This window comes from Anaerostipes stercorihominis (assembly GCF_057535655.1).
The window spans coordinates 29,236-50,927 of the sequence record NZ_BAAJCL010000015.1 but is presented as its reverse complement, the minus strand read 5'-3'; the positions used below and the strand labels follow the sequence as shown (position 1 = coordinate 50,927).

Genomic DNA, 21,692 nt, shown 5'->3' with positions numbered 1-21,692 from the left:
AACTTTTATATCATACCATCTTCAAAACTCATTGTCACGAACTTTTTTTCAAATGTTATGATTCTGTTCTGAGCGATCTCCGTCAGCAACTTTTATATCATAGCATTATTCGACATCTTTTGTCAAGAACTTTTTTCAATTTATTTTTTTGATGATTTTGCGTTTTTTAACGCAACTTTAGCATAATACCATTTTTTTACTCCATTGTCAATGGCATTGCCAAAAAAATTAAATCTTTCAAAAGAAAGATTTAAAAGCGCAGAAGGAGGGATTTGAACCCTCGCACCGCGTAAACGGTCTATACCCTTAGCAGGGGCACCTCTTCAGCCACTTGAGTACTTCTGCAAATGCCTAAATATAAAAAATATCTTTGCATAACATCATAAACAATCCAAATCACTTATGACGCTTAAACATCTTAACAAAGGATTTTTGTTTTGTCAATAGATTTTCTTGGATTCTTGCCATTTATTTTTACTTTATACCGATGGCTGAAATTTTATTTACAAAATTTCACGAAACAATATTCTCTCTTTATAATACCATTGGATAAAACAAACGTATTCTTTGTAATTTTCATTCCTCTTGTCCGGTAATTGCAAATCATAAAACATAGGATCCCCAAAGTCAAAAGACCTGCTCCGGTTATCATATAAATAAAATATGTTTTCCAGAACTGCAGCCCAACAAACAATGAAATTGCTAACACGACAATATAACCTAAGAACGAAACCGTCCAAATTTTCCATACAGATCTTGGCTGAGGATAAACCTTCACTTTCAGAACATCTTTAAATTCCGGAAGCAATGTTTCAAGATATGCCCGAGCCTTTTTCTGATCACAGTACGGAAATAAAAACGACGGTTCTCCTTTTTCATCTCCTATTCCAATGTTAATAATCTCCGCCACATATTTTTTTACAAATTCTGGAAATTAGTGTTTGTTTTAGTTTAAAGGCTTGAATCTGGTCCGTCGGAATCTGATAATTTACTTTTTTAACAGTCCATATTGAATATATAATGTGTTGTCTTTCCTTACTGCCTTAAATCCATAATATTTTATAAAATTTTTCAGGATATCCCAAAGTGCAGAAAGAAAAATCGAAATCAGAATCATGCCTTGTATTATCATTTTTACAAATTCGCCAGCTCTGATTCCGGACTCTGCAATCTTTGTGATCTGAGCAGCTATAATGGTCAGTCCGCTGAGAAAAATAAAAACCGACAGAAGATTCATGCCAAATAAACCATTTTTGATCATATCTTCTGTGGAAGCTTCCACATCAAATTTCAAAACAGGCTCTTCCTTTTGAACCTCCTCCCCCTTTATATTTTTCATCAGCTTCATAAGATATTGCTCGAACTCCTGAGCTTGAGGTGTTCTCAGGATAATTTTTACATCTGTAGAATTTGCCGTCGAAAAAGTATTGGTATCAATTTTTAGTTTGCTGGTTCCAATCAGTCTTTCAAATAAATTCTGTTCCATATTCACATTAGAAATATTTCCAATGTGAATACTATTCTTTTTTTGATTCAAAGTTTTCTTTTCAATGACCATGGTATTTCCATAAATTGAAATATACGTCTTGGACCAGACTCAAAGGTTCCATAAAACAACTGCCGAAATTAAGAATAAAATTCCAGCTGAAATCATAAGATAGAGTTTGACATTTTCTGTATTCAAAGAAAAATCTTGAATGATTTCGTCATAATCTTGAATAATTGAGCCTATTACAGCAGCAAAAGCGCTCAGTATCACCCCTCCGATCCGCTCTGCAACAATTGAAATATGATTTCGGAATCTAATTTCCTTTCCCTCCATCCTGCTCCTTTCTTTCTGCTACAATTTCATTGATTCGGTTTTTTAGATTTTCTGCAATCTTCTCTGCCTTTTCTTTCTCTAAAAATTGAATTTTCACATCTCCTCCCGCCGTTGTAACCACAACCTTCGATACATGAAAAAATTGATCCATTGGTCCCTGCTCAATCTGAAGCTTATGTAATCTTTCAATTGGAACAACCTTTTGTTTCACAAATACATATCTTCTTTGATATCAATACAGTCATCATTCATTCGATACCGATATCTGTGATAACGAAAATAGGGGCTCACCGCCATATCTAAAAAATAAGACATACAAAAACCATTGAAATTATTTTACCAATCCAAAACTCCTGCGGAAACAGACAAAAATAATTCACTGCAGCAATGATTCCCAAAAGAAGCACCCCCGTCGTCAAAGAAGCCGCATACATACACTTTAAGGCATTCTTTGACAATTTTTCATATTCCATTTATGATTCCTTTCCCTCTTTTGTTAAAAATTCATTGACTGCCGTCTCATATAAATTATGTCCCTCACTGTCAATGACCACAATTACTGGAAATTTTTCGATTTTTAATTTGCGAATCGCCTCTGTCCCTAGATCATCATATGCAACAACTTCAGCTTCCTGAATACATTTTGAGAGAAGCGCCCCGGCTCCTCCCACAGCTGCAAAATACACAGCCTGATGTTCCCTGATAGATTCCAGAACCTCGGCAGAACGCTTTCCTTTTCCAATCATTCCTTTTAATCCATGTTCCAGCATTGCCGGAGTATATTTATCCATCCGGCTGCTGGTTGTAGGTCCTGCAGAACCAATCACCTGTCCTTCTTTGGCTGGTGTCGGCCCAAGATAATAGATCACTTGATTTTCTAATTCCACCGGGAGTTCATTTCCTGCCTGAAAGCTTTCATACATTCTTTTGTGCGCAGCATCTCTTGCTGTGTAAATTGTGCCGGTTAAATATACATAATCGCCCGCTTTTAACTGTAAAAGTTCCTGCGTGCTTGCCGGTACATTTAAATACTTCTCCATAGCGATTCCCTCCTTTACAGCACGCGATGAGCATGACGGTTTACATGACAACAAATATTCACTGCCAAAGGCATTCCTGCAATATGTGTTGGATATGTCTCAATATTTAATCCCAAAGCAGTAACGCTTCCTCCAAGACCTCCCGGTCCGATTCCCAGATGATTAATTTCATCCAGAAGTTCTTTTTCCAGTTTTGCAATATGAGGCTGATCAGAAGATACGTCCAAATTTCTCGTTAGAGCTTTTTTTGCAAGCAGCGCTGCTTTTTCAAAGCTCCCTCCCAATCCTACTCCGATTACCATCGGCGGGCATGCATTGGGTCCCGCATCTTTCACCGCCTGAATCACTGACTTTTTAATGCCTTCTTCTCCATCTGCAGGCTTCAGCATAAAAATCCGACTCATATTTTCACTTCCAAATCCCTTCGGAGCCACCAGAATTTCTATGTTTTCTCCGGGAACAATGTCGATATGAAGAACTGCCGGGGTATTGTCCTTTGTATTTTCTCGAATCAAAGGATCTTTTACCACAGATTTTCTAAGATATCCGTCCCGATATCCCTGGCGCACGCCTTCATTCACTGCATCATGAAGCGCACATCCTTCGATATGGACATCCTGTCCAATCTTTAAAAAAACAATCGCCATACCAGTATCCTGGCAAATCGGTATTGCTTCTTCCTTTGCAATTTCCATATTTTCCTGTAATTGCTCCAGAATCTGTTTCCCCAAATCACTTTTCTCACTGTTACATGCCTTTTGAAATCTGCATCTCATATCATCTGTTAAGGATAGATTTGCTTCAATACACATCTCTCTGACATTTTTGATAATCTCATCTGTATGAATTATTCTCATAAATGCCTCCAATTTTTATTCTGCCGTACCTTTTTCTGCTTCTTCCCTAACTTTTGCAATGCTTGCAACTTGGACATCTTCCCCGACATTCATCACCTTAACACCGGAAGTATTTCTTCCAAGAATCGAAATAGAATTCACAGCAGTTCTTATAATAATTCCTTCTGTGGTAATCATCATAATTTCATCTTCTTCATTGACAGCTTTGACACCGACCACATCTCCTGTCTTATCAGTAATCTTATAACATTTAATTCCCTTTCCGCCTCGATGCTGAGGTGAAAATTCTGAAATCATCGTTCGTTTTCCCATGCCATTGGCAGAAACAATCAATAATGCTTCCCCTTGCCTTTCAAGCTGCATTCCAATGACTTCATCATCTCCGGACAGATTAATACCGCGTACTCCCATGGATGTACGTCCAATACAGCGGACATCCTGTTCAAAGAAGCGAATACATTGTCCGTTCTTTGTTACAAGGAATACATCCTCATCTCCCTTTGTATATTTTACCTCAATCAGCTGATCCTCATCCTTCAACGTAATAGCTGCCAAACCGGTTTTTCTGATATTTGCATATTCCATAATGGAAGATCTTTTCACTACGCCATACTTAGTTGCCATTAATAAATAGCGATCATTCTCATATTGATCCAGAGGAATCACAGCCGTAATTTTTTCGTTCGGCTGAAGCTGCAAAAGATTTACGATTGCGCTTCCCCTTGCAGTTCTTCCGCTTTCCGGAATTTCGTAAGCTTTTAAACGATAGACTCTTCCCGCATTGGTAAAAAACATAATATAGTGATGAGTTGTGGTCATAAATAACTCTTCAATGTAATCCTCATCTATCGTCTGCATTCCTTTAATGCCTTTTCCGCCTCGGTTTTGACTCTTGAAATTGTCTACCGTCATTCGTTTAATATATCCAAGTTTTGTCATTGTAATGACTGTATTTTCTCTCGGAATTAAATCCTCCATAGAAATATCATCCACATCAAAACCAATTTTGGTTCGTCGTTCATCTCCATATTTATCACGAATTGCGGTCAATTCCTCCTTGATTACGCCCAACAACAATTTTTCATCTGACAAAATCGCCTTTAACTGTGCAATGCGCTCCATCAATTCCTGATATTCTTTTTCCAGCTTCGCCCGTTCCAAACCATTCAATGCTCTCAGACGCATATCTACAATTGCCTGTGCCTGAGCATCTGATAATCCGAAACGCTCCATTAATTCTGTTTTTGCAGCCTGAATGTTAGCAGCACCGCGGATAATTTTAATCACTTCATCAATGTGGTCCTGAGCAATCAGTAAGCCTTCTAAAATATGAGCCCGCTCTTCTGCTTTATTTAACTCATATTGGGTTCTTCTCGTAACAACGTCTTCTTGATGCTTCAAATAATACTGTAGCATTTCAAGCAGATTCATAATTTTCGGCTCATTATTCACTAAGGCAAGCATAATGACTCCAAAAGTATCCTGAAGCTGCGTATGTTTATATAACTGATTTAAAATCACGTTGGCATTGGCGTCTCTGCGCAGTTCAATACAAATTCTCATACCGCTGCGGTCAGATTCATCCCGAAGCTCCGTAATGCCTTCCACTTTTTTTTCACGGACCAAAGCAGCGATCTTTTCAATCAGCCTTGCCTTATTGACCATATACGGGAGCTCTGTCACAATAATTCTTTGTTTTCCGTTTGCCATGGCCTCAATGTCTGTTACTGCGCGAACTTTAATTTTCCCTCGTCCGGTGCGGTAGGCTTCCTGAATCCCCCCGCGACCGAGAATAGTTGCCCCGGTTGGAAAATCCGGTCCTTTGACAATTTCCAGTAACTCTTCCATTGTTGTAATTCTCTGCTCTGTCACACGATGATCAATAATTTGAATCACTGCGTTAATTACTTCCGTTAAATTATGAGGCGGAATATTGGTTGCCATTCCAACTGCTATTCCCTGCGTCCCATTGACCAGCAAATTTGGAAAACGAGCCGGCAATACCATCGGTTCCTTTTCTGTCTCATCAAAGTTTGGAATAAAATCTACGGTATTTTTATTAATATCTGCCAGAAGTTCCATGGAAATTTTACTGAGTCTTGCCTCAGTATAACGCATTGCTGCCGCACCGTCTCCATCCACAGATCCAAAATTTCCGTGTCCATCTACCAAAGGATATCTGGTAGACCATTCCTGAGCCATATTCACCAAAGCGCCGTAAATAGAACTATCTCCATGAGGGTGATATTTACCCATTGTGTCACCGACAATACGCGCACACTTACGATGAGGTTTGTCCGGACCATTATTCAGCTCAATCATCGCATAAAGAATTCTTCTCTGCACTGGTTTCAAGCCATCACGCACATCCGGAAGAGCTCTGGAGGCAATAACGCTCATGGCATAATCAATATATGATTTTTCCATTGTTTTCTTTAAGTCAATGTCATGAACCTTATCAAAAATTGTATTCTCGTCCATCTGTTTCTCCCTTCCTAAATATCAAGATTCGTTACATATTTGGCATTGGCTTCAATAAATTCTCTTCTGGGTTCCACCTGATCCCCCATAAGTGTAGTAAATGTCAAATCAATTTCTGAAGCAGAGTCTTCATCCAGATGAACCCGCAAAAGAACTCTCTTTTCCGGGTCCATGGTCGTATCCCACAATTGTTCTGCATCCATTTCTCCCAAACCTTTATATCTTTGAATCTTATTATTATCCCTTCCAATTTCATTCAAAGTATTGCTTAATTCTTCATCACTATAAGCATACCAGTATTTTTTATTTTTCTCAATTCGATACAGCGGCGGCTGCGCAAGATACACATATCCCTGCTTAATCAACTCCGGCATAAACCGATATAAAAAAGTTAAAAGCAATGTTGCAATATGTGCTCCATCCACATCTGCATCTGTCATAATAATAATTTTATGATAACGAAGCTTATCAATGTCAAAATCTTCATGAATTCCGGTTCCAAAGGCTGTAATCATCGCCTGAATTTCTTTGTTAACCAAAATTTTATCCAGCCTTGCCTTTTCTACATTTAAAATTTTTCCGCGAAGAGGCAAAATTGCCTGTGTTGCACGGGAACGGGCAGTTTTTGCCGATCCTCCCGCAGAATCTCCCTCCACAATATAGATCTCGCACTTTTCCGGATCCTTATCTGAGCAGTCTGCCAGCTTTCCAGGAAGACTCATTCCGTCCAGCGCAGTTTTTCTCCTGGTAAGATCTCTTGCTTTTCTCGCCGCATCTCTTGCCCTCTGAGCCAATACCGCTTTTTCACAAATTAATTTTGCAACCTGCGGATTTTGTTCCAGAAAATATCTGAGCTGTTCTGAGAGAATACTATTCACTGCTCCTCTGGCTTCACTATTTCCAAGCTTTTGCTTTGTCTGTCCCTCAAATTGAGGCTCGCCGATTTTAATACTGATTACAGACGTCAATCCCTCTCGAATATCTTCTCCAGTGAGATTTTCCTCTTTTTCTTTTAACAAATTATTTTTTCTTGCATAATCATTAAAGGTAGTCGTCAGCGCCGCCTTAAATCCAGACAAATGAGTTCCGCCCTCCGGGGTAATAATATTATTCACAAAGCTTAAGGATGTCTCATTATAAGAATCATTATGCTGAAATGCAACCTCCACATAAACGCCGTCTTTCTCACCTTCACAATAAATAACTTCCGGATACAAAGACTCCTTTCCCTGATTGAGGTAAGAGACAAATTCCTTAATTCCGCCTTCATAATGAAAAACATCTGTCCTTTGTTCTTCCTGTCGGTCATCAATTAATACAATTCTTAAATTTTTCGTCAGGAATGCCGTTTCTCTTAATCTGCGCTTTAAAGTTTCATAATCAAACTCTATCGTTTCAAAAATGGAGGCATCCGGATAAAAAGTCACCGTCGTACCAGTTTGCTCCGTATCCCCAATCACTCTCAACGGATAACAAACCTTTCCTCTCTCATATCTCTGCTGATGAATCTTTCCCTCCTTACATACAGTCACTTCCAGCCAGTCTGACAGTGCATTTACGACCGAAGAGCCCACGCCATGCAGTCCTCCGGAGACCTTATATCCTCCTCCGCCGAATTTTCCTCCTGCATGAAGAATTGTAAATACAACTTCCACACTGGATACACCTTTTTTCTTATTCATTCCTACCGGAATACCTCGGCCATTATCTTTCACTGTGACAGATCCGTCTTTGTTTAGTGTCACATGAATTGTATCGCAGTATCCTGCCAGAGATTCATCCACGGCATTGTCCACAATCTCATAAACCAGATGGTGAAGCCCCTTTTCCGACGTACTTCCAATATACATACCAGGTCTTTTGCGCACAGCCTCCAGTCCTTCCAAAATCTGGATCTGATCCGCACCATACTCCCCATTTTTTTGTGTACCCATAGTTTCCTCCTAATTTTCCTTTACAATTTTTCCTGCTTTTATTTGAAACATACGCTCAATCGGCAGATGCTGATCAATAAATTCATCCAGTCCTGTACAGGTAATGATTGTCTGCGTATTTTTAATACTTTCTAATAAATAAATCTTTCTGCTGCTATCCAATTCTGACAGCACATCATCCAACAAAAGAATGGGAGATTCTTTCATAACCTCCTTTACAAGCTGAATTTGCGCTAATTTTAAAGAAAGCGCAGCCGTTCTCTGCTGTCCCTGAGAGCCATATTTTCGAATATCAATATCATTCACCATAAAACCAAGATCATCCCGGTGGGGACCTGCATTCGTCGTTGAATATTTTAAATCTTTTTCACGCTTTCGTCCAATCTCTGTAAGAAATTCATCATATGCAACATTTCGATCATAAGTGAGTAACATATGTTCCTTACCACCGGTCAGTTTTTTATGAATCTGTTGTATCGTTTTGTTTAAATGCTTGATAAATTTTTCACGATATCGAATAATTTCAGAACCGTACTTCACCAATTGTATATCCCACGATTCTAATGTATCCATCAACTCCTTCTGAAATCGAATTTGCTTTAACAAATTATTTCTTTGCATTAATATTTTATTATAATTCGTTAACTGATATAAATAAAGCGGTTCCATCTGTGATAGCTCAATATCCAAAAATTTTCTTCGCTCACTTGGACCATTTTTTACAATTTTCAGATCTTCCGGAGAAAAAAAGATGACAGGAATTTGCCCGAGCAAATCTCCAGAACGTCGAATTGGCATTCTGTCAATTGCCACTCCCTTTGCCCTGCTTTTTTTCAAATGCATATCCAGCTGATGAATGATTTCCTGTTTTTCATATTGAATTCTAATATGCGATTCATTTTCATGAAATTGAATGATCTCCCGATCTTTGCTGCCTCGATGAGATTTGGTCGTTGCCCCAAGATAAATTGCTTCTAAAATATTTGTTTTTCCCTGCGCATTGTCACCATACAAAAGATTGGTACCTTTGGCAAAATCCATGGAAAGTTCATTATAATTTCGATAATTCTTTAATTCCAAAGATTTAACTATCATAATACTCCCAACTATTTCAAAATCTGAAGTTCTTCATTGCCAAAAGAAACTCTCTCTCCGCCAAATAATTTTTTCCCGCGTCTAGTTTCAATCTCGCCATTGACAGAAACTTCTCCATCCTGAATTACAATTTTCGCTTCCAGACCAGAACTTACAAGCCCTGCCGCTTTCAACGCCTGACCTAATTTTATATATTCATCTTTAATCTTAATCTCTTTCATAAGCTTCCCTTTCTAGTGATTAAAGTTGACCGGAAGAACTAAATAGTTATAAGAACCGGCATCATCCTTAATAAAACAAGGCGCTTTTGGGTTTACCAGATAAATATGAACTTCTTCGTCATCAACAACTCTTAAGACATCCATCAAAAATTTTGGATTAAATCCAATCAGTAAATCACGTCCTTCTTTTTGAATCATAATTTCTTCCTCCATGGATCCAAAAAAGGAATTTATATTTAATTTTAAAGAATGATCTGTGATATCAATAATAATTGGTTTCTTCTCCGACTCGCGAATTAAAAGACTTGCCCGGTCAATACAATTTAAAAATTCTTTTTTATTGATTGTAATTTTTGTTTCATAATCACTGGACAGCATCTGACTAATTTTATAAAATTCTCCTTCCAACAGTCTTGAAACCACTCTTGTCTGATCAAATTCAAATAAAATATGCTTTGAAGTAACATAAATTGAAACATTTTCATCCATTTCACCGGAAATAATTTTTACAATTTCCTGCAAAGTTTTTCCTGGAACAACGACCTTAAAAGAATCATAACTATCTTTTAATTGAATTTTCCGAATTGAAATTCTATGTCCGTCTAAGGATACAACACTTAACTGTTGATCCTTCACTTCAAATAATTCCCCTGTCATCAATTTTGTATTTTCGTTATCAGAAATTGAGAAAATTGTCTGACGAATGATCTCTTTTAAGGAGAATTGGGATAAGGTAATACTTTGATTTTTTTCAATTTCCGGGAGATATGGGAATTCATTTCCTTCCTGTCCCATGATTTGAAAGCATGCTTTTTCACAGGTAATCGTTGCTTTATATTGTTCATCTGTTTCAAAGGTTACATCGTTATCCGGTAGTTTTCTTACAATTTCAGAAAAGAGTTTTGCATTCATAGCAATTTTTCCTGGTTCTTGAATGTTTCCTTCAATGCAGGTTTCAATTCCCAACTCCATATCATTGGCAGTTAATTTTATTTTTCCTGCTGTTGCTTCAATTAGAATACATTCAAGAATTGGTAAGGTTGTTTTATTTGAAACAGCTTTTGAAACAGTACTGACAGCATGCACTAAGTCTGTTTTTTTACATATCATCTTCATAATGTGAATAACTCCTTTTTGTGTGAAATTTTCTATAAATAAATAAATTAGGGTCGTAGTAATCGTCGTAGTAGGTGTGGATTTGGGGATAACCTTAAAAAACTGCTAAATATAAAGGGTTTGAAGGGTTGATAAAATGTTTAAAACTCCTTAAAAAATGGAGGATAAAAAGAGTTTTATCAACAATCGCAAAAAGCAGTAAATCATAAAATACACAGGATATCCACAACTTATCCACAAAATTTGTGGATAAGTGTTGATAAAATATTTAAAACCTTCTACATTAATCCATTTTCTTTGTGATAACATCTATGACCTTGCTTAATTCCGCATCTTTTTCAAGATCTTTCTCAATTTTTTCAATTCCGTGAATGACAGTGGAGTGATCTCGTTTGCCGATAATTTCACCAATTTTAACAAGAGACTGGTCTGTCATTTTTTTGCATAAATACATACAAATCTGTCTTGGATATGCAATATCATGACTTCTTTTTTTGGATAAAATATCGCTTGTTTGAATATTGAAGTGTTCTGCAACCGTCTGAAGAATCAAATCCGGTGTAATTTGCTGCTTTGTTTTATTGTCAATGAGGTCCTGCAGAGCAACTTTTGATAATTCAAGGTCAATTGGCTTTTTATTAAGCTTAGAATAAACCTTAATTTTATTTAATGCGCCTTCCAAATCTCGAATATTGGATTTAATGTGAGTTGCAATATAGTCAAAAATTTCGTCATCAATGTATACATTATCCAATTCGGCTCGTTTTCTCAGAATTGCAATTTTAGTCTCATAATCCGGTGGCTGAATATCAACCGGGAGTCCCCAACTAAAGCGGCTCCTTAACCGTTCTTCTAAGACATCCAATTCCTTTGGAGGTTTGTCGGAGGAAAGAATAATTTGTTTTTTTGAATTATATAATGCATTGAAAGTATGAAAAAATTCCTGCTGTGTGCTTTCTTTACCGATGACAAATTGAATATCATCCACCAGCAAAACGTCAATATTACGATATTTACTGCGCAGCTCTTCCTGCTTTTTATGTTGAATGGAGTTGATTACCTCATTGGTGAAGTCTTCGCTTGTTACATACAGGACATTCAGTGAACTGTTGTGCTCTATAATATAATGTGCAATGGAATGCATCAGATGGGTTTTTCCAAGTCCGGCGCCTCCGTAAAGAAACAGTGGATTGTAAGCTTCCGCTGGAGCTTCTGCCACGGCAATGCTGGCAGCATGCGCCATCTGATTATTATCTCCAATCACGAAAGTATCAAAAGTATAACGAGGATTTAAGTTATTATTATCATGTACAGGTTCTGTTTGTTTTGGTTTTTGCTGCTCTCCTTCTTTTTCAAGCTCAAAAACAATGTCGTATTTCGTTCCGGTCAGATCTTGAATGGCTAAAGAAATATAGAAATCGTACATTTTTTTCTTAATAAACTGAATTCCACGTTCATCATATTTGGCATCCAGTGAAAGAATTATTTTGTTTGACTGAACATCTTTAATATGTAATGGTTTGATCCAGGCATTGATTGCAGCGCTGGAAACATCATGCTCCTGTTCCAGTTTCACTAATACATCATCCCAGATTTCTTCGATCTTCTTTTTCATGGATAACATAAATCCCTTTCTGCGTATTTTTTATAAAAGTGCAAAGTACGGCACTATAGTTAGTGTATAACAAAAATATTTTTTTTTCAATGATTCTTTCCAAGTTATCATCATTTCAGTGGATAGTTATCCATAGATTGTGGATAACTTGTTCCACAATATACACATGTCGAAAAATGTGGAAAAATAAAGCAAAGAAAGATGTCGAATTTTAAAAATTCACAGTTTATCATCAAGTTATACACAGGTTATCTACAAATTGTGGATAACATTTTATCGTCCTACAACATGTATGATTGAAACGCGGAAAGTGAAAAAAACAAAGAATTTACTTGACTTTTACGGTACTCTTTGTCTATAATAGGAGTGATGTTTTTACGAATATTATTCATATATATAATTCAAAATTTTGTTAAGGAGGTGTTAGGACATGAAAATGACATTTCAGCCGAAGAAAAGACAGAGATCTAAGGTTCACGGATTCAGAAAGAGAATGAGCACTGCAAACGGAAGAAAAGTTCTGAAGAGCAGAAGAGCAAAAGGAAGAAATAGATTATCAGCTTAGGTCGCAGAGATGTGACCTTTTCTTTTCTTATTAAATAAGGAAGAGAGTCATGAGGAATTATCATTCATTAAGGAAAACAAAGGATTTCGGGATTGTTTATAATCAGGGAAAATCAAAGGCAAATAAATATTTGGTATTGTATTGCAGGAAAAATGATCTCACATATAATCGTTTGGGAATATCAGTAAGTAAAAAAGTTGGAAACAGTGTAGTCAGACATCGGATTACACGTTTAATTCGTGAAAGCTATCGTTTAAACCAGGATAATTTAAAACCAGGACATGATGTAGTAGTGATTGCTAGAAATACTGCAAAAGAAAAAGGCTATCAGGAAATTGAGAGCGCATTTCTGCATTTGGCAGGTTTGCATGATCTAAAAAAGAGTTGATTACAATTGAAAAAATTATTAATAGCCATCATTAAATTCTATCGGAAATATTTATCAAGATTAAAGGGAAGAGGAACATGTATTTATGTTCCGACTTGTTCGGAATATGCCATAGAAGCATTGGAGAAGCACGGCGCCATCAAAGGAAGTCTGCTGGCGGGGTATCGAATTCTTAGGTGCAATCCATTTTCAAAAGGCGGATATGACCCTGTTCCGGAAGTCAGGAAAGGAAAAAGGTGCAGAAAATGATGTTTTTGGCGCAAGCCCAAAGTGCGGGCAACGGAGGAATTTTGGCTCCGTTTGTTATAATTTTTGGATGGATTATCAAAGCAATCTACAGTGGATTGGCTGCGATGGGCATCTATAATGTTGGATTATGTATTATTTTGTTTACATTGGTATCAAAATTGATCTTGCTTCCGTTGACAATGAAGCAGCAGCGTTCTATGAAGATCAATCAGATTGCCCAGCCGGAAATTAATAAAATTACAAAAAAGTATCGAAATAAACGAGATCAGGCATCTATGATGAAGCAAAATGAAGAGATGCAGAAGGTTTATGAAAAGTATGGTACAAGCCCTACGGGAGGATGTGCAACAACTTTAATTCAGTTCCCGATCATTATGGCGTTATATTATGTAATTCGCGGAGTAGAAATTTATATTCCTCAAATTGCGCAGGATGCACAGTTTCACCCGAATTCCTTCTTCGGAATGGATTTAAATTCCGCGCCGGGATTTCGGCTGACTCCATTAATGATCATTCCTGTTTTATCTTTTATTTTTCAGTTTTTAAGTGCGAAAACTTCTATGGCCAGTACGCAGACCGATGAAAATGCCCCTGGTGCAGGAATGACAAAAAGTATGATGTATACGATGCCGTTAATGTCTTTTGTTATGTGTATTACTCTGCCGATCGGTATTGGTATATATTGGACCGCTAGTGCACTTTTCCAGTATATTCAGCAAATTGCATTTAACTATCACTATGATCATACAGACATGGAAAAGATTATTGAAAAGAGCCGCGAGAAAGCAGCCAAGAAGAAAAAGAAAAAAGGTCCTTCTTTTTATGAAAAGATGCTCGGAACTCAGGCAGTTGTGCAGCCAGAGGACGGCAATATCAAGAAAGTAGCTGCAACAAAATCTACCAGAAATGTAACATATTCTGGAAATGCTAAAGGAGGAATTGCTTCTAAAGCCAATGCGCTGAACAAGAATAAGGGAGGGAAATAGTATGTCAGCAAAAAGATTTACTGGAAAAACTGAATCTGATGCAGTAATGAATGCGGCAATGGAACTGGGAGTTCCAAGTACCGACCTGAATTATACAGTCATCGATCCGGGAAGTAATGGTTTTTTTGGTCTTTTCAAAAAGCCGGTAATCATCGAAATGAATGAGGACAAGAAGCCGGCGGCAAAGGAGGCAAAAAAACAGGCTCCAAAACCAGAAAAGCAAAAAAATAAATCAGAGAGAAAAGATGAAAAGAAAACAACTCATCCTCCGAAGAAACAGCAGAAATCGAAAGAAAATGATTCTGTAAAAGAACCAAAGAAGCATAAGGCTCCGGAAAATTTGGATGAGATTATCAAAGATACAGAAAAATATTTAGATGAAGTATTAAGAGCAATGGGATTAAACCCAAAGCTGAATCTTTACTATAACCGCAGAGAAAATGTACTGAATATTAACGTTTCCGGTGAAAAGATGGGAGCGTTGATTGGAAAACATGGACAAACACTGGATGCATTACAGTATCTTGTAAGTTTGTATGTAAATAAAGAGAGTGACTCTTTTATGAAGATTAAACTCGACACAGAGAATTATAGAGAAAGAAGACAGCAAACTTTAGAGAAATTAGCAGGAAGTATTGCCTACAAAGTAAAGAAGAATAAAAAACCGATTTATTTGGAACCGATGAATCCAAATGAGCGCCGGATTATTCATTCTGCTTTGCAGAGAGATCCGGAAGTAATTACAAAGAGCGAAGGTAAGGATCCTTATCGTAAAGTTGTTGTTATGCTTAAAAAATAAGAATTGGGGGCTGCCTTAGGAAGGCGGCCCTTTTGAGGTATAAAAATGAAATCAAATACAATCGCGGCAATAGCCACGCCAATGACCAATAGTGGAATTGGGGTTATCAGAATTAGCGGAAATCAGACCTTGGATATTATCTCCCGGATCTTTCAGCCGAAAAAACAAAAGAATATGAAGGAGGTTCCGTCTTATACAGCACATTATGGGCATATTTATCATGAGGATGAGCTTTTGGATGAATGTATTGTTTTGATTATGAGAGGTCCTCATTCCTATACGGCAGAAGATGTGGCAGAGATTCAGTGTCATGGCGGCGTGGTAGTGATGAGAAAAATTTTGGAGGCTGTATTTTTTGCCGGTGCGGTTCCGGCAGAGCCCGGAGAATTTACAAAGCGGGCGTTTCTGAATGGGAGAATTGATTTATCAAAAGCTGAGGCGGTAATGGATTTAATTCATTCCAAGAATGAATTTGCGATGCAGAGCTCATTAAAACAACTGGAAGGAGTTCTGGGAAAGAAGATCACAGATCTTAGAAAGCAAATTTTACATAGCGTTGCATGGATTGAATCGGCGTTGGATGACCCGGAGCATTACAGCATTGATGGATTCTCGGATGAGTTGAAAATTCAGATTGAACATATGATAAAAGAGCTTCAATCATTTTTAGAAAATGCAGATAATGGGAGAATATTAAGAGAAGGAATTCAAACGGTGATTGTCGGAAAACCAAATGCCGGAAAATCTTCTGTGTGGAATGTACTGTTGGGAGAAGAGCGGGCGATTGTCACGGACATTGCCGGTACAACGAGAGATACGTTGGAAGAATCAATTCAAATTAAGGGGATTCCGTTGAATATGATTGACACAGCCGGGATTCGTGATACCAATGATCTTGTAGAGAAAATTGGTGTAGATAAGGCAAAGAACTTATTAAACAAGGCCGACCTTATACTTTATGTGGTGGATACATCAAGTCCAATGACCGAAGAGGATGAGGAAATTGTAAGATTGATTGAGGGGAAAGAGACGATTGTATTGTTAAATAAATCGGATTTGGCTTCCAAAATTGGAATAGATGAAATGAAGCAGAGAGGGTTTGAGCATGTCGCAGTGATTTCAGCAAAAGAACAGACTGGAATTGAGGACTTATATCAGATGATTCAAGATATCTTTTTTGAAGGAAAGGTTTCTTTTAATGATGAGATTTATTTGACGAATATGCGGCATAAAAATGCTGTTTCTGATGCATTAAATAGTTTATCTATGGTCATGGAGAGTATTGAAGCTGGAATGCCGGAGGATTTCTTTTCCATTGATCTCATGGATGCCTACGAACACTTAGGATTCATTACAGGAGAATCGGTTGGAGAGGACCTGGTGAATGAAATTTTTGCAGAATTTTGTATGGGTAAATAATGATGAAAAATATAATAGAAGAATATGATATGATTGTTGTCGGCGCAGGTCATGCCGGATGCGAAGCAGCTCTTGCGGGAGCAAGAATGGGGTTTAAGACGATATGTTTTACGGTAAATATGGATAGTGTTGCATTGATGCCGTGTAATCCTAATGTTGGAGGGAGTTCCAAAGGACATCTTGTCCGGGAAATTGACGCATTGGGCGGCGAGATGGGAAAGAATATAGATAAGACATATCTCCAATCGAAGATGTTAAATCAATCAAAAGGACCGGCGGTACATTCTTTAAGAGCACAGGCAGATAAGAAGATGTACTCAATGTCTATGACGCAGGTTATGGGAAATACGCCCCATTTAACACTTCGGCAGGGAGAGGTTACAGAGCTTCTTGTTGAGCAGGGAAAGATCAGAGGAATAAAAACATATTCCGGTGCGGTTTACTGCGCAAAGACAGTTATTTTAACAACGGGAACTTATCTGAAAGCCAGATGCATTTATGGGGATGTGAGTACCAATACCGGACCCAATGGACTGCAGGCAGCAAATTATTTGACAGAATCTTTAGAGAAACATGGTATTTCTGTGCGGAGATTTAAAACAGGAACTCCAGCGAGAATTGATAAAAACTCCATTGACTTTCAGAAGATGTCCGAGCAGCGCGGAGATGAGAACATCGTGCCTTTTAGTTTTACAAATCAGGCAGAAGACATTAAGAGAGAACAGATTTCTTGTTGGCTGACTTATACAACGGAAGAGACACATCAGATTATTCGGGAAAATATTCATCGCTCCCCATTGTTTTCGGGTGCAATTGAGGGAACCGGACCCAGATACTGTCCATCCATTGAAGATAAAATTGTAAAGTTTCCAGATAAGAACCGGCATCAGGTATTTATTGAACCTGAGGGGGAATTTACCAATGAAATGTATATCGGAGGTATGTCAAGTTCCTTGCCGGAGGATGTGCAGTATGCAATGTATCATAGCGTTCCGGGATTGGAAAATGCAAGGATTGTTCGGAATGCTTATGCAATTGAATATGACTGCATCGACGCGACACAGTTAAAGTCTTCGCTGGAATTTAAAGCCATTGAAGGACTGTTTTCTGCAGGACAATTTAATGGAAGTTCCGGTTATGAAGAAGCAGCAGCTCAGGGATTGATGGCAGGAATTAATGCAGCAAGAAAAATTCAGGGAAAAGAAGCTGTGGTACTGGATCGTTCCCAGGCGTATATTGGTGTATTAATTGATGATTTGGTAACAAAAGAAACACAAGAGCCCTATCGAATGATGACATCGAGAGCAGAGTATCGTCTGCTTCTCCGTCAGGATAATGCAGATTTGCGCTTAACTAAAATAGGATATGAAATTGGGTTAATCTCAAAACAGCGCTATGACAGTCTGATCTTAAAAGAAAAGCAGATCAGAGAAGAGGTTGATCGGGTGAAAAAACTGAATGTGGGCGCATCAAAAAACGTGCAGGAGTTGTTGGAGCGATTGGGAAGTACGACGCTTAAGTCTTCTGCCACAATGGCAGAGTTAATTCGGAGACCGGAGCTTACCTATATGGATTTGGCCCCCATTGATTCGCAGAGACCTCAACTTCAGCCGGAAGTTGGTGAGCAGGTAAATATACAGCTGAAATATGAGGGATATTTGAAACGTCAGGAATCTCAGGTAAAACAATTTCATAAAATGGAGAAAAAGAGAATTCCAGATGATATTGATTATGAAAATGTGGGAAGTCTAAGAATTGAAGCGAAACAAAAGCTTGCAAAAATACGTCCGGTTTCCATTGGACAGGCATCTCGGATTTCCGGAGTATCTCCAGCAGATATTTCCGTACTATTAATTTATTTGGAGCAAATGAAACATAGGAGATAGGTCATGAAGCAACTAAAGGAAAAGGCGGCATTTTGGGGAATCCAATTAAGTGATTTTCAGCTGAATCAATTTGAGCGGTATTATGAAATGCTTGTGGAAAAGAATAAGGTTATGAATTTAACGGCAATCACAGAGAAAAAAGAGGTGATTGATAAACATTTTGTGGACAGTCTGGCATTGGTAAAAACAGGAGTTCATTTGGAGGATCAAAAGATTCTTGACCTTGGCACAGGAGCAGGATTTCCTGGAATTCCGTTGAAAATTGCATTTCCAAACCTTAGAATAACATTGTTGGATTCCTTAAATAAACGCGTTCGTTTTTTAAATGAAGTGATAGAAAATCTGGAATTGGAAAAAATTCAGGCAGTTCATGGAAGAGCCGAGGATTTTGCCAGACAGAAAGAGTATCGGGAGCAGTTTGATTATGTTGTTTCCAGAGCCGTAGCAAATTTATCAGTGTTGGCAGAGTATTGCATTCCCTACGTCAGGAAAGAGGGTTATTTTCTTCCTTATAAGTCTGGAAATATCAAGGAGGAATTGAATCAAGCTCAAAAAGCTGTGGAGATTTTGGGCGGTTTTACAGAAGAAGTGATTGACTTTGAGGTTCCTGATACAGACCTGGGCAGGACAATTTTAAAAATAAAAAAAATTAAGACGACGCCAAAACGTTTTCCAAGAAAGGCAGGGCTGCCGGCAAAAGATCCTATTTGTTCAGAAATTCCGTCTTAAAAGAATTGGTTGAATGGTGAGGAAAGTAGTGAGACAATGGAAAAGAAAATAGATAAAGATCATTTAATGAATCAGTTGTATGATTATCTGGCAGATGAAATGCAGGCTGTGAAATATGAGAGAGATCAGCAGAAGGAGGAACTTCGTAGGCTTTTGCGGGAAAAGAATGAGAAAGAAAGCGTGATTGCAGATCGCAATCGAATGTACCGGATTCGTAAAATTTTTTCTCCGCTTTCTTTGGAAATAGAAGAAGAGCGAGAGGAAAGTTCAGAGGATACCATAGAGCTGGAAAAAAAGATTCAGAATAAGAGAAACAGCATTGGGGCAAAGGAAGAAAAGATCAGTCAGCTCAGAGAGTATCTTGGGGCATTGGAGGAAAATTATTTTATTACGGAGAGCGATATAAACGAATCGAAAGAGCGAGTTATGTTTTTTCCAGCCTTTTATGAGTTGTTGGAATGTGTAAAAAAAGTATATCCGCAGCTTCGTCTGAATTTTGAAAAAAGGCAGGATTCCTCCAAAATTTGCATGACATTTTCTTTTTTAAAAGGGTTTCGTCAATGTATGAAATTTTTAATTGAAGAAATTGGCGTGTTTGTAATTAATGTAGAACAATTTGTGGATGACTATAAAATTTTACTTCAATTTCATATTAAGCCTAAAATCCCAAATGATGCAGGGGAATTTTATAAAAATAGGGAAAATTTAGAAAAACTGTGGTCGGATGAGTTTTCTGTTGTGAGATGGAAAGCAAATTCTATGATTATTCAGGTTTTGATGGAACAATAGAAAGGAAAAATTATGAGAGATAAGATTATTGATTTATTAGATCAGACATTAAAAGAATTTGATCGTGAGAAAATTGCAGATATTTTGGAAATTCCACCAAAGGATGATATGGGAGATTTTGCTTTTCCATGTTTTCAGCTGGCAAAAGTATTTCGTAAGGCTCCAAATATGATTGCAGAAGAATTAGTCCAGCAGATTCCGAAGACAGAAGCAGTGACGGAAATTACTGCAATGGGACCATATGTAAACTTTTTTATGAATAAAGAAGAGTATGCAAGAGAAGTTATTGCAAAAATAGGGGAAGGTTACGGCTCTTTAGAACTGGGAAAAGGAAAAACAATTTGTATTGATTATTCTTCTCCCAATGTTGCAAAGAACTTTCATGTGGGACACTTGAGAACTACAATCATCGGAAATTCTCTGTATCATATTTTTCAAAAATTAGGGTATCATGTAGAGAGAATTAATCATTTAGGAGATTGGGGAACACAGTTTGGAAAATTAATTGTTGCTTATAAAAAGTGGGGCAGCAAAGAAGCTGTAGAGAAACATGGCATTCCAGAGCTGTTAAAAATTTATGTAAAATTTCATGAAGAGGCTCAGAAGGATGAAACATTAAATGATCAGGCAAGAGAGTGGTTTGTCAAGATGGAAAAGGGTGACGAAGAAGCGCTTGAAATCTGGGAATGGTTTAAGAATATCAGTATGGTAGAATATAAGAGAATTTATGGAATTTTGAATATGGAATTTGACCATTATACCGGAGAAAGCTTTTATCGGGATAAAACTGCAGCGGTAGTAAAAGAATTAACAGACAAACAGCTGCTAAAGGAAAGTGAAGGGGCGATGATTGTAGATTTAGATGATTATGACATGGCTCCGTGTCTGGTAACAAAGAAGGATGGAAGCAGTATTTATGCTACACGGGATTTGGCGGCAATCTTCTATCGCAAAAAAGAGTATAATTTTGATAAGTGCATTTATGTCACTGGACTGGAGCAAAAGCTTCATTTTGCACAAGTATTTAAGGTTGTTGAGTTGATGGGGTACGACTGGGCAAAAGATCAACTGATTCATGTTCCTTATGGATTGGTAAGCTTGGAAGGCGGAAAGCTATCAACAAGAAGTGGAAACATTGTTTATGCAGAAGACATTTTAAGAGAGTCAGTTTCAAAAATTAAGGAAATTATCGAAGATAAAAATCCTGACTTGAAAGATAAAGATGATGTCGCTCAGAAAGTTGGAATTGGAGCAATTATTTTTAATGATTTGTATAATCAAAGAATTAAAGATGTGACGTTTACATGGGAAAAAATTCATAGTTTTGATGGAGAAACAGGACCTTATGTTCAATATACTTATGCCCGTGCGGCAAGTGTCTTAAGAAAAACAGGTATTGATAAGCTGGAAGAAATTAATGCTTCATATATTACCGATGATGCTTCTATTGCTTTGTTAAAAGAATTGGAGAGATTTCCTGAGGCGGTAAAAACAGCAGCAGACCGTTTAGAACCATCTGTAATTGCAAGATATGTAATGGCTGTAGCTCAAAGTTTTAATCGTTTTTATCATGAAAATCAATGTAATGTAGAAAATCAAAAATTAAAAGAAGCAAGAGTAAAACTGGTACTCATGTCCAAACAAGTAATCCAAGATGCGTTAGAATTATTGGGAATTCAATGTCCTGAACAAATGTAAACT

At 37.5% G+C, this 21,692-nt stretch carries 22 protein-coding genes, 1 tRNA gene and 1 pseudogene; 10 read left to right on the top strand and 14 right to left on the bottom strand.

Annotated elements, in window-relative coordinates; all coding sequences use genetic code 11:
* Positions 1–257: 257 nt before the first annotated feature.
* The 14 genes and pseudogenes from AC27EF_RS11940 to dnaA all read right to left on the bottom strand — a co-directional run bounded on the left by AC27EF_RS11940 (position 258) and on the right by dnaA (position 12,181).
* Positions 258–345, bottom strand: a tRNA-Ser gene (locus tag AC27EF_RS11940).
* 154 nt (positions 346–499) lie between these two features.
* Positions 500–910 (bottom strand): hypothetical protein, encoded by a 411-nt coding sequence (locus AC27EF_RS11935; protein ID WP_487111006.1) that lies wholly within the window; start codon positions 908–910, stop codon positions 500–502.
* A 78-nt stretch (positions 911–988) separates the two neighbouring features.
* Positions 989–1,582 (bottom strand): annotated as a pseudogene (locus AC27EF_RS11930) (PH domain-containing protein); the annotation flags it as partial.
* A 15-nt stretch (positions 1,583–1,597) separates the two neighbouring features.
* A complete protein-coding gene (locus AC27EF_RS11925) occupies positions 1,598–1,822 on the bottom strand; it encodes a hypothetical protein (RefSeq protein ID WP_487111005.1) in 225 nt (74 codons plus the stop codon).
* Complete coding sequence (locus AC27EF_RS11920) at positions 1,803–2,033, bottom strand: PH domain-containing protein (protein ID WP_487111004.1); 231 nt, start codon at positions 2,031–2,033, stop codon at positions 1,803–1,805. Before AC27EF_RS11920 ends, AC27EF_RS11925 begins: the two co-directional genes overlap by 20 nt.
* Before the next feature lie 88 nt (positions 2,034–2,121).
* Positions 2,122–2,295 (bottom strand): hypothetical protein, encoded by a 174-nt coding sequence (locus tag AC27EF_RS11915; protein ID WP_487111003.1) that lies wholly within the window; start codon positions 2,293–2,295, stop codon positions 2,122–2,124.
* Positions 2,296–2,862 carry a Fe-S-containing hydro-lyase gene (locus tag AC27EF_RS11910; protein ID WP_487111002.1) on the bottom strand — a complete coding sequence of 189 codons (567 nt, stop codon included), beginning with the start codon at positions 2,860–2,862 and terminating at the stop codon, positions 2,296–2,298. It abuts the gene before it with no gap.
* Positions 2,863–2,876: 14 nt separating this feature from the next.
* Positions 2,877–3,719: a fumarate hydratase gene (locus AC27EF_RS11905; RefSeq protein ID WP_487111001.1), complete on the bottom strand. Its 843-nt coding sequence runs from the start codon at positions 3,717–3,719 to the stop codon at positions 2,877–2,879.
* Between the two features lie 15 nt (positions 3,720–3,734).
* On the bottom strand, positions 3,735–6,200 hold the full coding sequence (gene gyrA, locus AC27EF_RS11900) for a DNA gyrase subunit A (RefSeq protein ID WP_487111000.1): 2,466 nt from the start codon (positions 6,198–6,200) through the stop codon (positions 3,735–3,737).
* A gap of 14 nt (positions 6,201–6,214) precedes the next feature.
* Complete coding sequence (gyrB, locus tag AC27EF_RS11895; protein WP_487110999.1) at positions 6,215–8,134, bottom strand: DNA topoisomerase (ATP-hydrolyzing) subunit B; 1,920 nt, start codon at positions 8,132–8,134, stop codon at positions 6,215–6,217.
* A 9-nt stretch (positions 8,135–8,143) separates the two neighbouring features.
* Positions 8,144–9,229 carry a DNA replication/repair protein RecF gene (gene recF / locus AC27EF_RS11890; RefSeq protein ID WP_487110998.1) on the bottom strand — a complete coding sequence of 362 codons (1,086 nt, stop codon included), beginning with the start codon at positions 9,227–9,229 and terminating at the stop codon, positions 8,144–8,146.
* A gap of 11 nt (positions 9,230–9,240) precedes the next feature.
* Positions 9,241–9,450 (bottom strand): RNA-binding S4 domain-containing protein, encoded by a 210-nt coding sequence (locus AC27EF_RS11885; RefSeq protein ID WP_487110997.1) that lies wholly within the window; start codon positions 9,448–9,450, stop codon positions 9,241–9,243.
* Positions 9,451–9,462: 12 nt separating this feature from the next.
* The gene (gene dnaN, locus AC27EF_RS11880; protein WP_487110996.1) at positions 9,463–10,566 is read right to left on the bottom strand and encodes a DNA polymerase III subunit beta; all 1,104 of its coding nucleotides are present in this window, start codon (positions 10,564–10,566) and stop codon (positions 9,463–9,465) included.
* Between the two features lie 283 nt (positions 10,567–10,849).
* On the bottom strand, positions 10,850–12,181 hold the full coding sequence (gene dnaA / locus AC27EF_RS11875) for a chromosomal replication initiator protein DnaA (RefSeq protein WP_487111009.1): 1,332 nt from the start codon (positions 12,179–12,181) through the stop codon (positions 10,850–10,852).
* A 430-nt stretch (positions 12,182–12,611) separates the two neighbouring features.
* Between dnaA and rpmH the strand changes: the two genes are divergently transcribed.
* From rpmH to argS, 10 genes are read left to right on the top strand one after another with little or no spacing between them, the layout of a single operon-like run.
* A complete protein-coding gene (gene rpmH / locus AC27EF_RS11870; RefSeq protein WP_008392981.1) occupies positions 12,612–12,746 on the top strand; it encodes a 50S ribosomal protein L34 in 135 nt (44 codons plus the stop codon).
* 49 nt (positions 12,747–12,795) lie between these two features.
* A complete protein-coding gene (rnpA, locus tag AC27EF_RS11865) occupies positions 12,796–13,134 on the top strand; it encodes a ribonuclease P protein component (protein ID WP_487110995.1) in 339 nt (112 codons plus the stop codon).
* Positions 13,135–13,140: 6 nt separating this feature from the next.
* Positions 13,141–13,383 carry a membrane protein insertion efficiency factor YidD gene (gene yidD / locus AC27EF_RS11860; RefSeq protein ID WP_487110994.1) on the top strand — a complete coding sequence of 81 codons (243 nt, stop codon included), beginning with the start codon at positions 13,141–13,143 and terminating at the stop codon, positions 13,381–13,383.
* Entirely contained in the window at positions 13,380–14,369 is a 990-nt protein-coding gene (locus tag AC27EF_RS11855; RefSeq protein ID WP_487111008.1) for a YidC/Oxa1 family membrane protein insertase, read from the top strand. The genes yidD and AC27EF_RS11855 overlap by 4 nt, the downstream gene beginning before the upstream one ends.
* Before the next feature lies 1 nt (position 14,370).
* Positions 14,371–15,168, top strand: a complete 798-nt coding sequence (gene jag, locus AC27EF_RS11850; RefSeq protein ID WP_487110993.1) for an RNA-binding cell elongation regulator Jag/EloR — start codon at positions 14,371–14,373, stop codon at positions 15,166–15,168.
* Positions 15,169–15,213: 45 nt separating this feature from the next.
* Complete coding sequence (mnmE, locus tag AC27EF_RS11845) at positions 15,214–16,587, top strand: tRNA uridine-5-carboxymethylaminomethyl(34) synthesis GTPase MnmE (protein ID WP_487110992.1); 1,374 nt, start codon at positions 15,214–15,216, stop codon at positions 16,585–16,587.
* Between the two features lie 2 nt (positions 16,588–16,589).
* Complete coding sequence (gene mnmG / locus AC27EF_RS11840; RefSeq protein WP_487111007.1) at positions 16,590–18,473, top strand: tRNA uridine-5-carboxymethylaminomethyl(34) synthesis enzyme MnmG; 1,884 nt, start codon at positions 16,590–16,592, stop codon at positions 18,471–18,473.
* A gap of 3 nt (positions 18,474–18,476) precedes the next feature.
* Positions 18,477–19,202 carry a 16S rRNA (guanine(527)-N(7))-methyltransferase RsmG gene (gene rsmG / locus AC27EF_RS11835; RefSeq protein ID WP_487110991.1) on the top strand — a complete coding sequence of 242 codons (726 nt, stop codon included), beginning with the start codon at positions 18,477–18,479 and terminating at the stop codon, positions 19,200–19,202.
* A gap of 36 nt (positions 19,203–19,238) precedes the next feature.
* Positions 19,239–19,991 (top strand): hypothetical protein, encoded by a 753-nt coding sequence (locus tag AC27EF_RS11830; protein WP_487110990.1) that lies wholly within the window; start codon positions 19,239–19,241, stop codon positions 19,989–19,991.
* Between the two features lie 12 nt (positions 19,992–20,003).
* A complete protein-coding gene (argS, locus tag AC27EF_RS11825) occupies positions 20,004–21,689 on the top strand; it encodes an arginine--tRNA ligase (protein WP_487110989.1) in 1,686 nt (561 codons plus the stop codon).
* The last annotated feature ends 3 nt before the right edge of the window (positions 21,690–21,692 follow it).

Excerpts from the sequence above, each read along its gene's own strand:
- AC27EF_RS11925 (WP_487111005.1), bottom strand. The coding sequence starts at position 1,822 with ATGGAGGGAAAGGAAATTAGATTCCGAAATCATATTTCAATTGTTGCA.
- AC27EF_RS11915 (WP_487111003.1), bottom strand. The coding sequence starts at position 2,295 with ATGGAATATGAAAAATTGTCAAAGAATGCCTTAAAGTGTATGTATGCG.
- AC27EF_RS11910 (WP_487111002.1), bottom strand. The coding sequence starts at position 2,862 with ATGGAGAAGTATTTAAATGTACCGGCAAGCACGCAGGAACTTTTACAG.
- AC27EF_RS11905 (WP_487111001.1), bottom strand. The coding sequence starts at position 3,719 with ATGAGAATAATTCATACAGATGAGATTATCAAAAATGTCAGAGAGATG.
- gyrA (WP_487111000.1), bottom strand. The coding sequence starts at position 6,200 with ATGGACGAGAATACAATTTTTGATAAGGTTCATGACATTGACTTAAAG.
- gyrB (WP_487110999.1), bottom strand. The coding sequence starts at position 8,134 with ATGGGTACACAAAAAAATGGGGAGTATGGTGCGGATCAGATCCAGATT.
- recF (WP_487110998.1), bottom strand. The coding sequence starts at position 9,229 with ATGATAGTTAAATCTTTGGAATTAAAGAATTATCGAAATTATAATGAA.
- AC27EF_RS11885 (WP_487110997.1), bottom strand. The coding sequence starts at position 9,450 with ATGAAAGAGATTAAGATTAAAGATGAATATATAAAATTAGGTCAGGCG.
- dnaN (WP_487110996.1), bottom strand. The coding sequence starts at position 10,566 with ATGAAGATGATATGTAAAAAAACAGACTTAGTGCATGCTGTCAGTACT.
- dnaA (WP_487111009.1), bottom strand. The coding sequence starts at position 12,181 with ATGAAAAAGAAGATCGAAGAAATCTGGGATGATGTATTAGTGAAACTG.
- rpmH (WP_008392981.1), top strand. The coding sequence starts at position 12,612 with ATGAAAATGACATTTCAGCCGAAGAAAAGACAGAGATCTAAGGTTCAC.
- rnpA (WP_487110995.1), top strand. The coding sequence starts at position 12,796 with ATGAGGAATTATCATTCATTAAGGAAAACAAAGGATTTCGGGATTGTT.
- AC27EF_RS11855 (WP_487111008.1), top strand. The coding sequence starts at position 13,380 with ATGATGTTTTTGGCGCAAGCCCAAAGTGCGGGCAACGGAGGAATTTTG.
- jag (WP_487110993.1), top strand. The coding sequence starts at position 14,371 with ATGTCAGCAAAAAGATTTACTGGAAAAACTGAATCTGATGCAGTAATG.
- mnmE (WP_487110992.1), top strand. The coding sequence starts at position 15,214 with ATGAAATCAAATACAATCGCGGCAATAGCCACGCCAATGACCAATAGT.
- mnmG (WP_487111007.1), top strand. The coding sequence starts at position 16,590 with ATGAAAAATATAATAGAAGAATATGATATGATTGTTGTCGGCGCAGGT.
- rsmG (WP_487110991.1), top strand. The coding sequence starts at position 18,477 with ATGAAGCAACTAAAGGAAAAGGCGGCATTTTGGGGAATCCAATTAAGT.
- AC27EF_RS11830 (WP_487110990.1), top strand. The coding sequence starts at position 19,239 with ATGGAAAAGAAAATAGATAAAGATCATTTAATGAATCAGTTGTATGAT.
- argS (WP_487110989.1), top strand. The coding sequence starts at position 20,004 with ATGAGAGATAAGATTATTGATTTATTAGATCAGACATTAAAAGAATTT.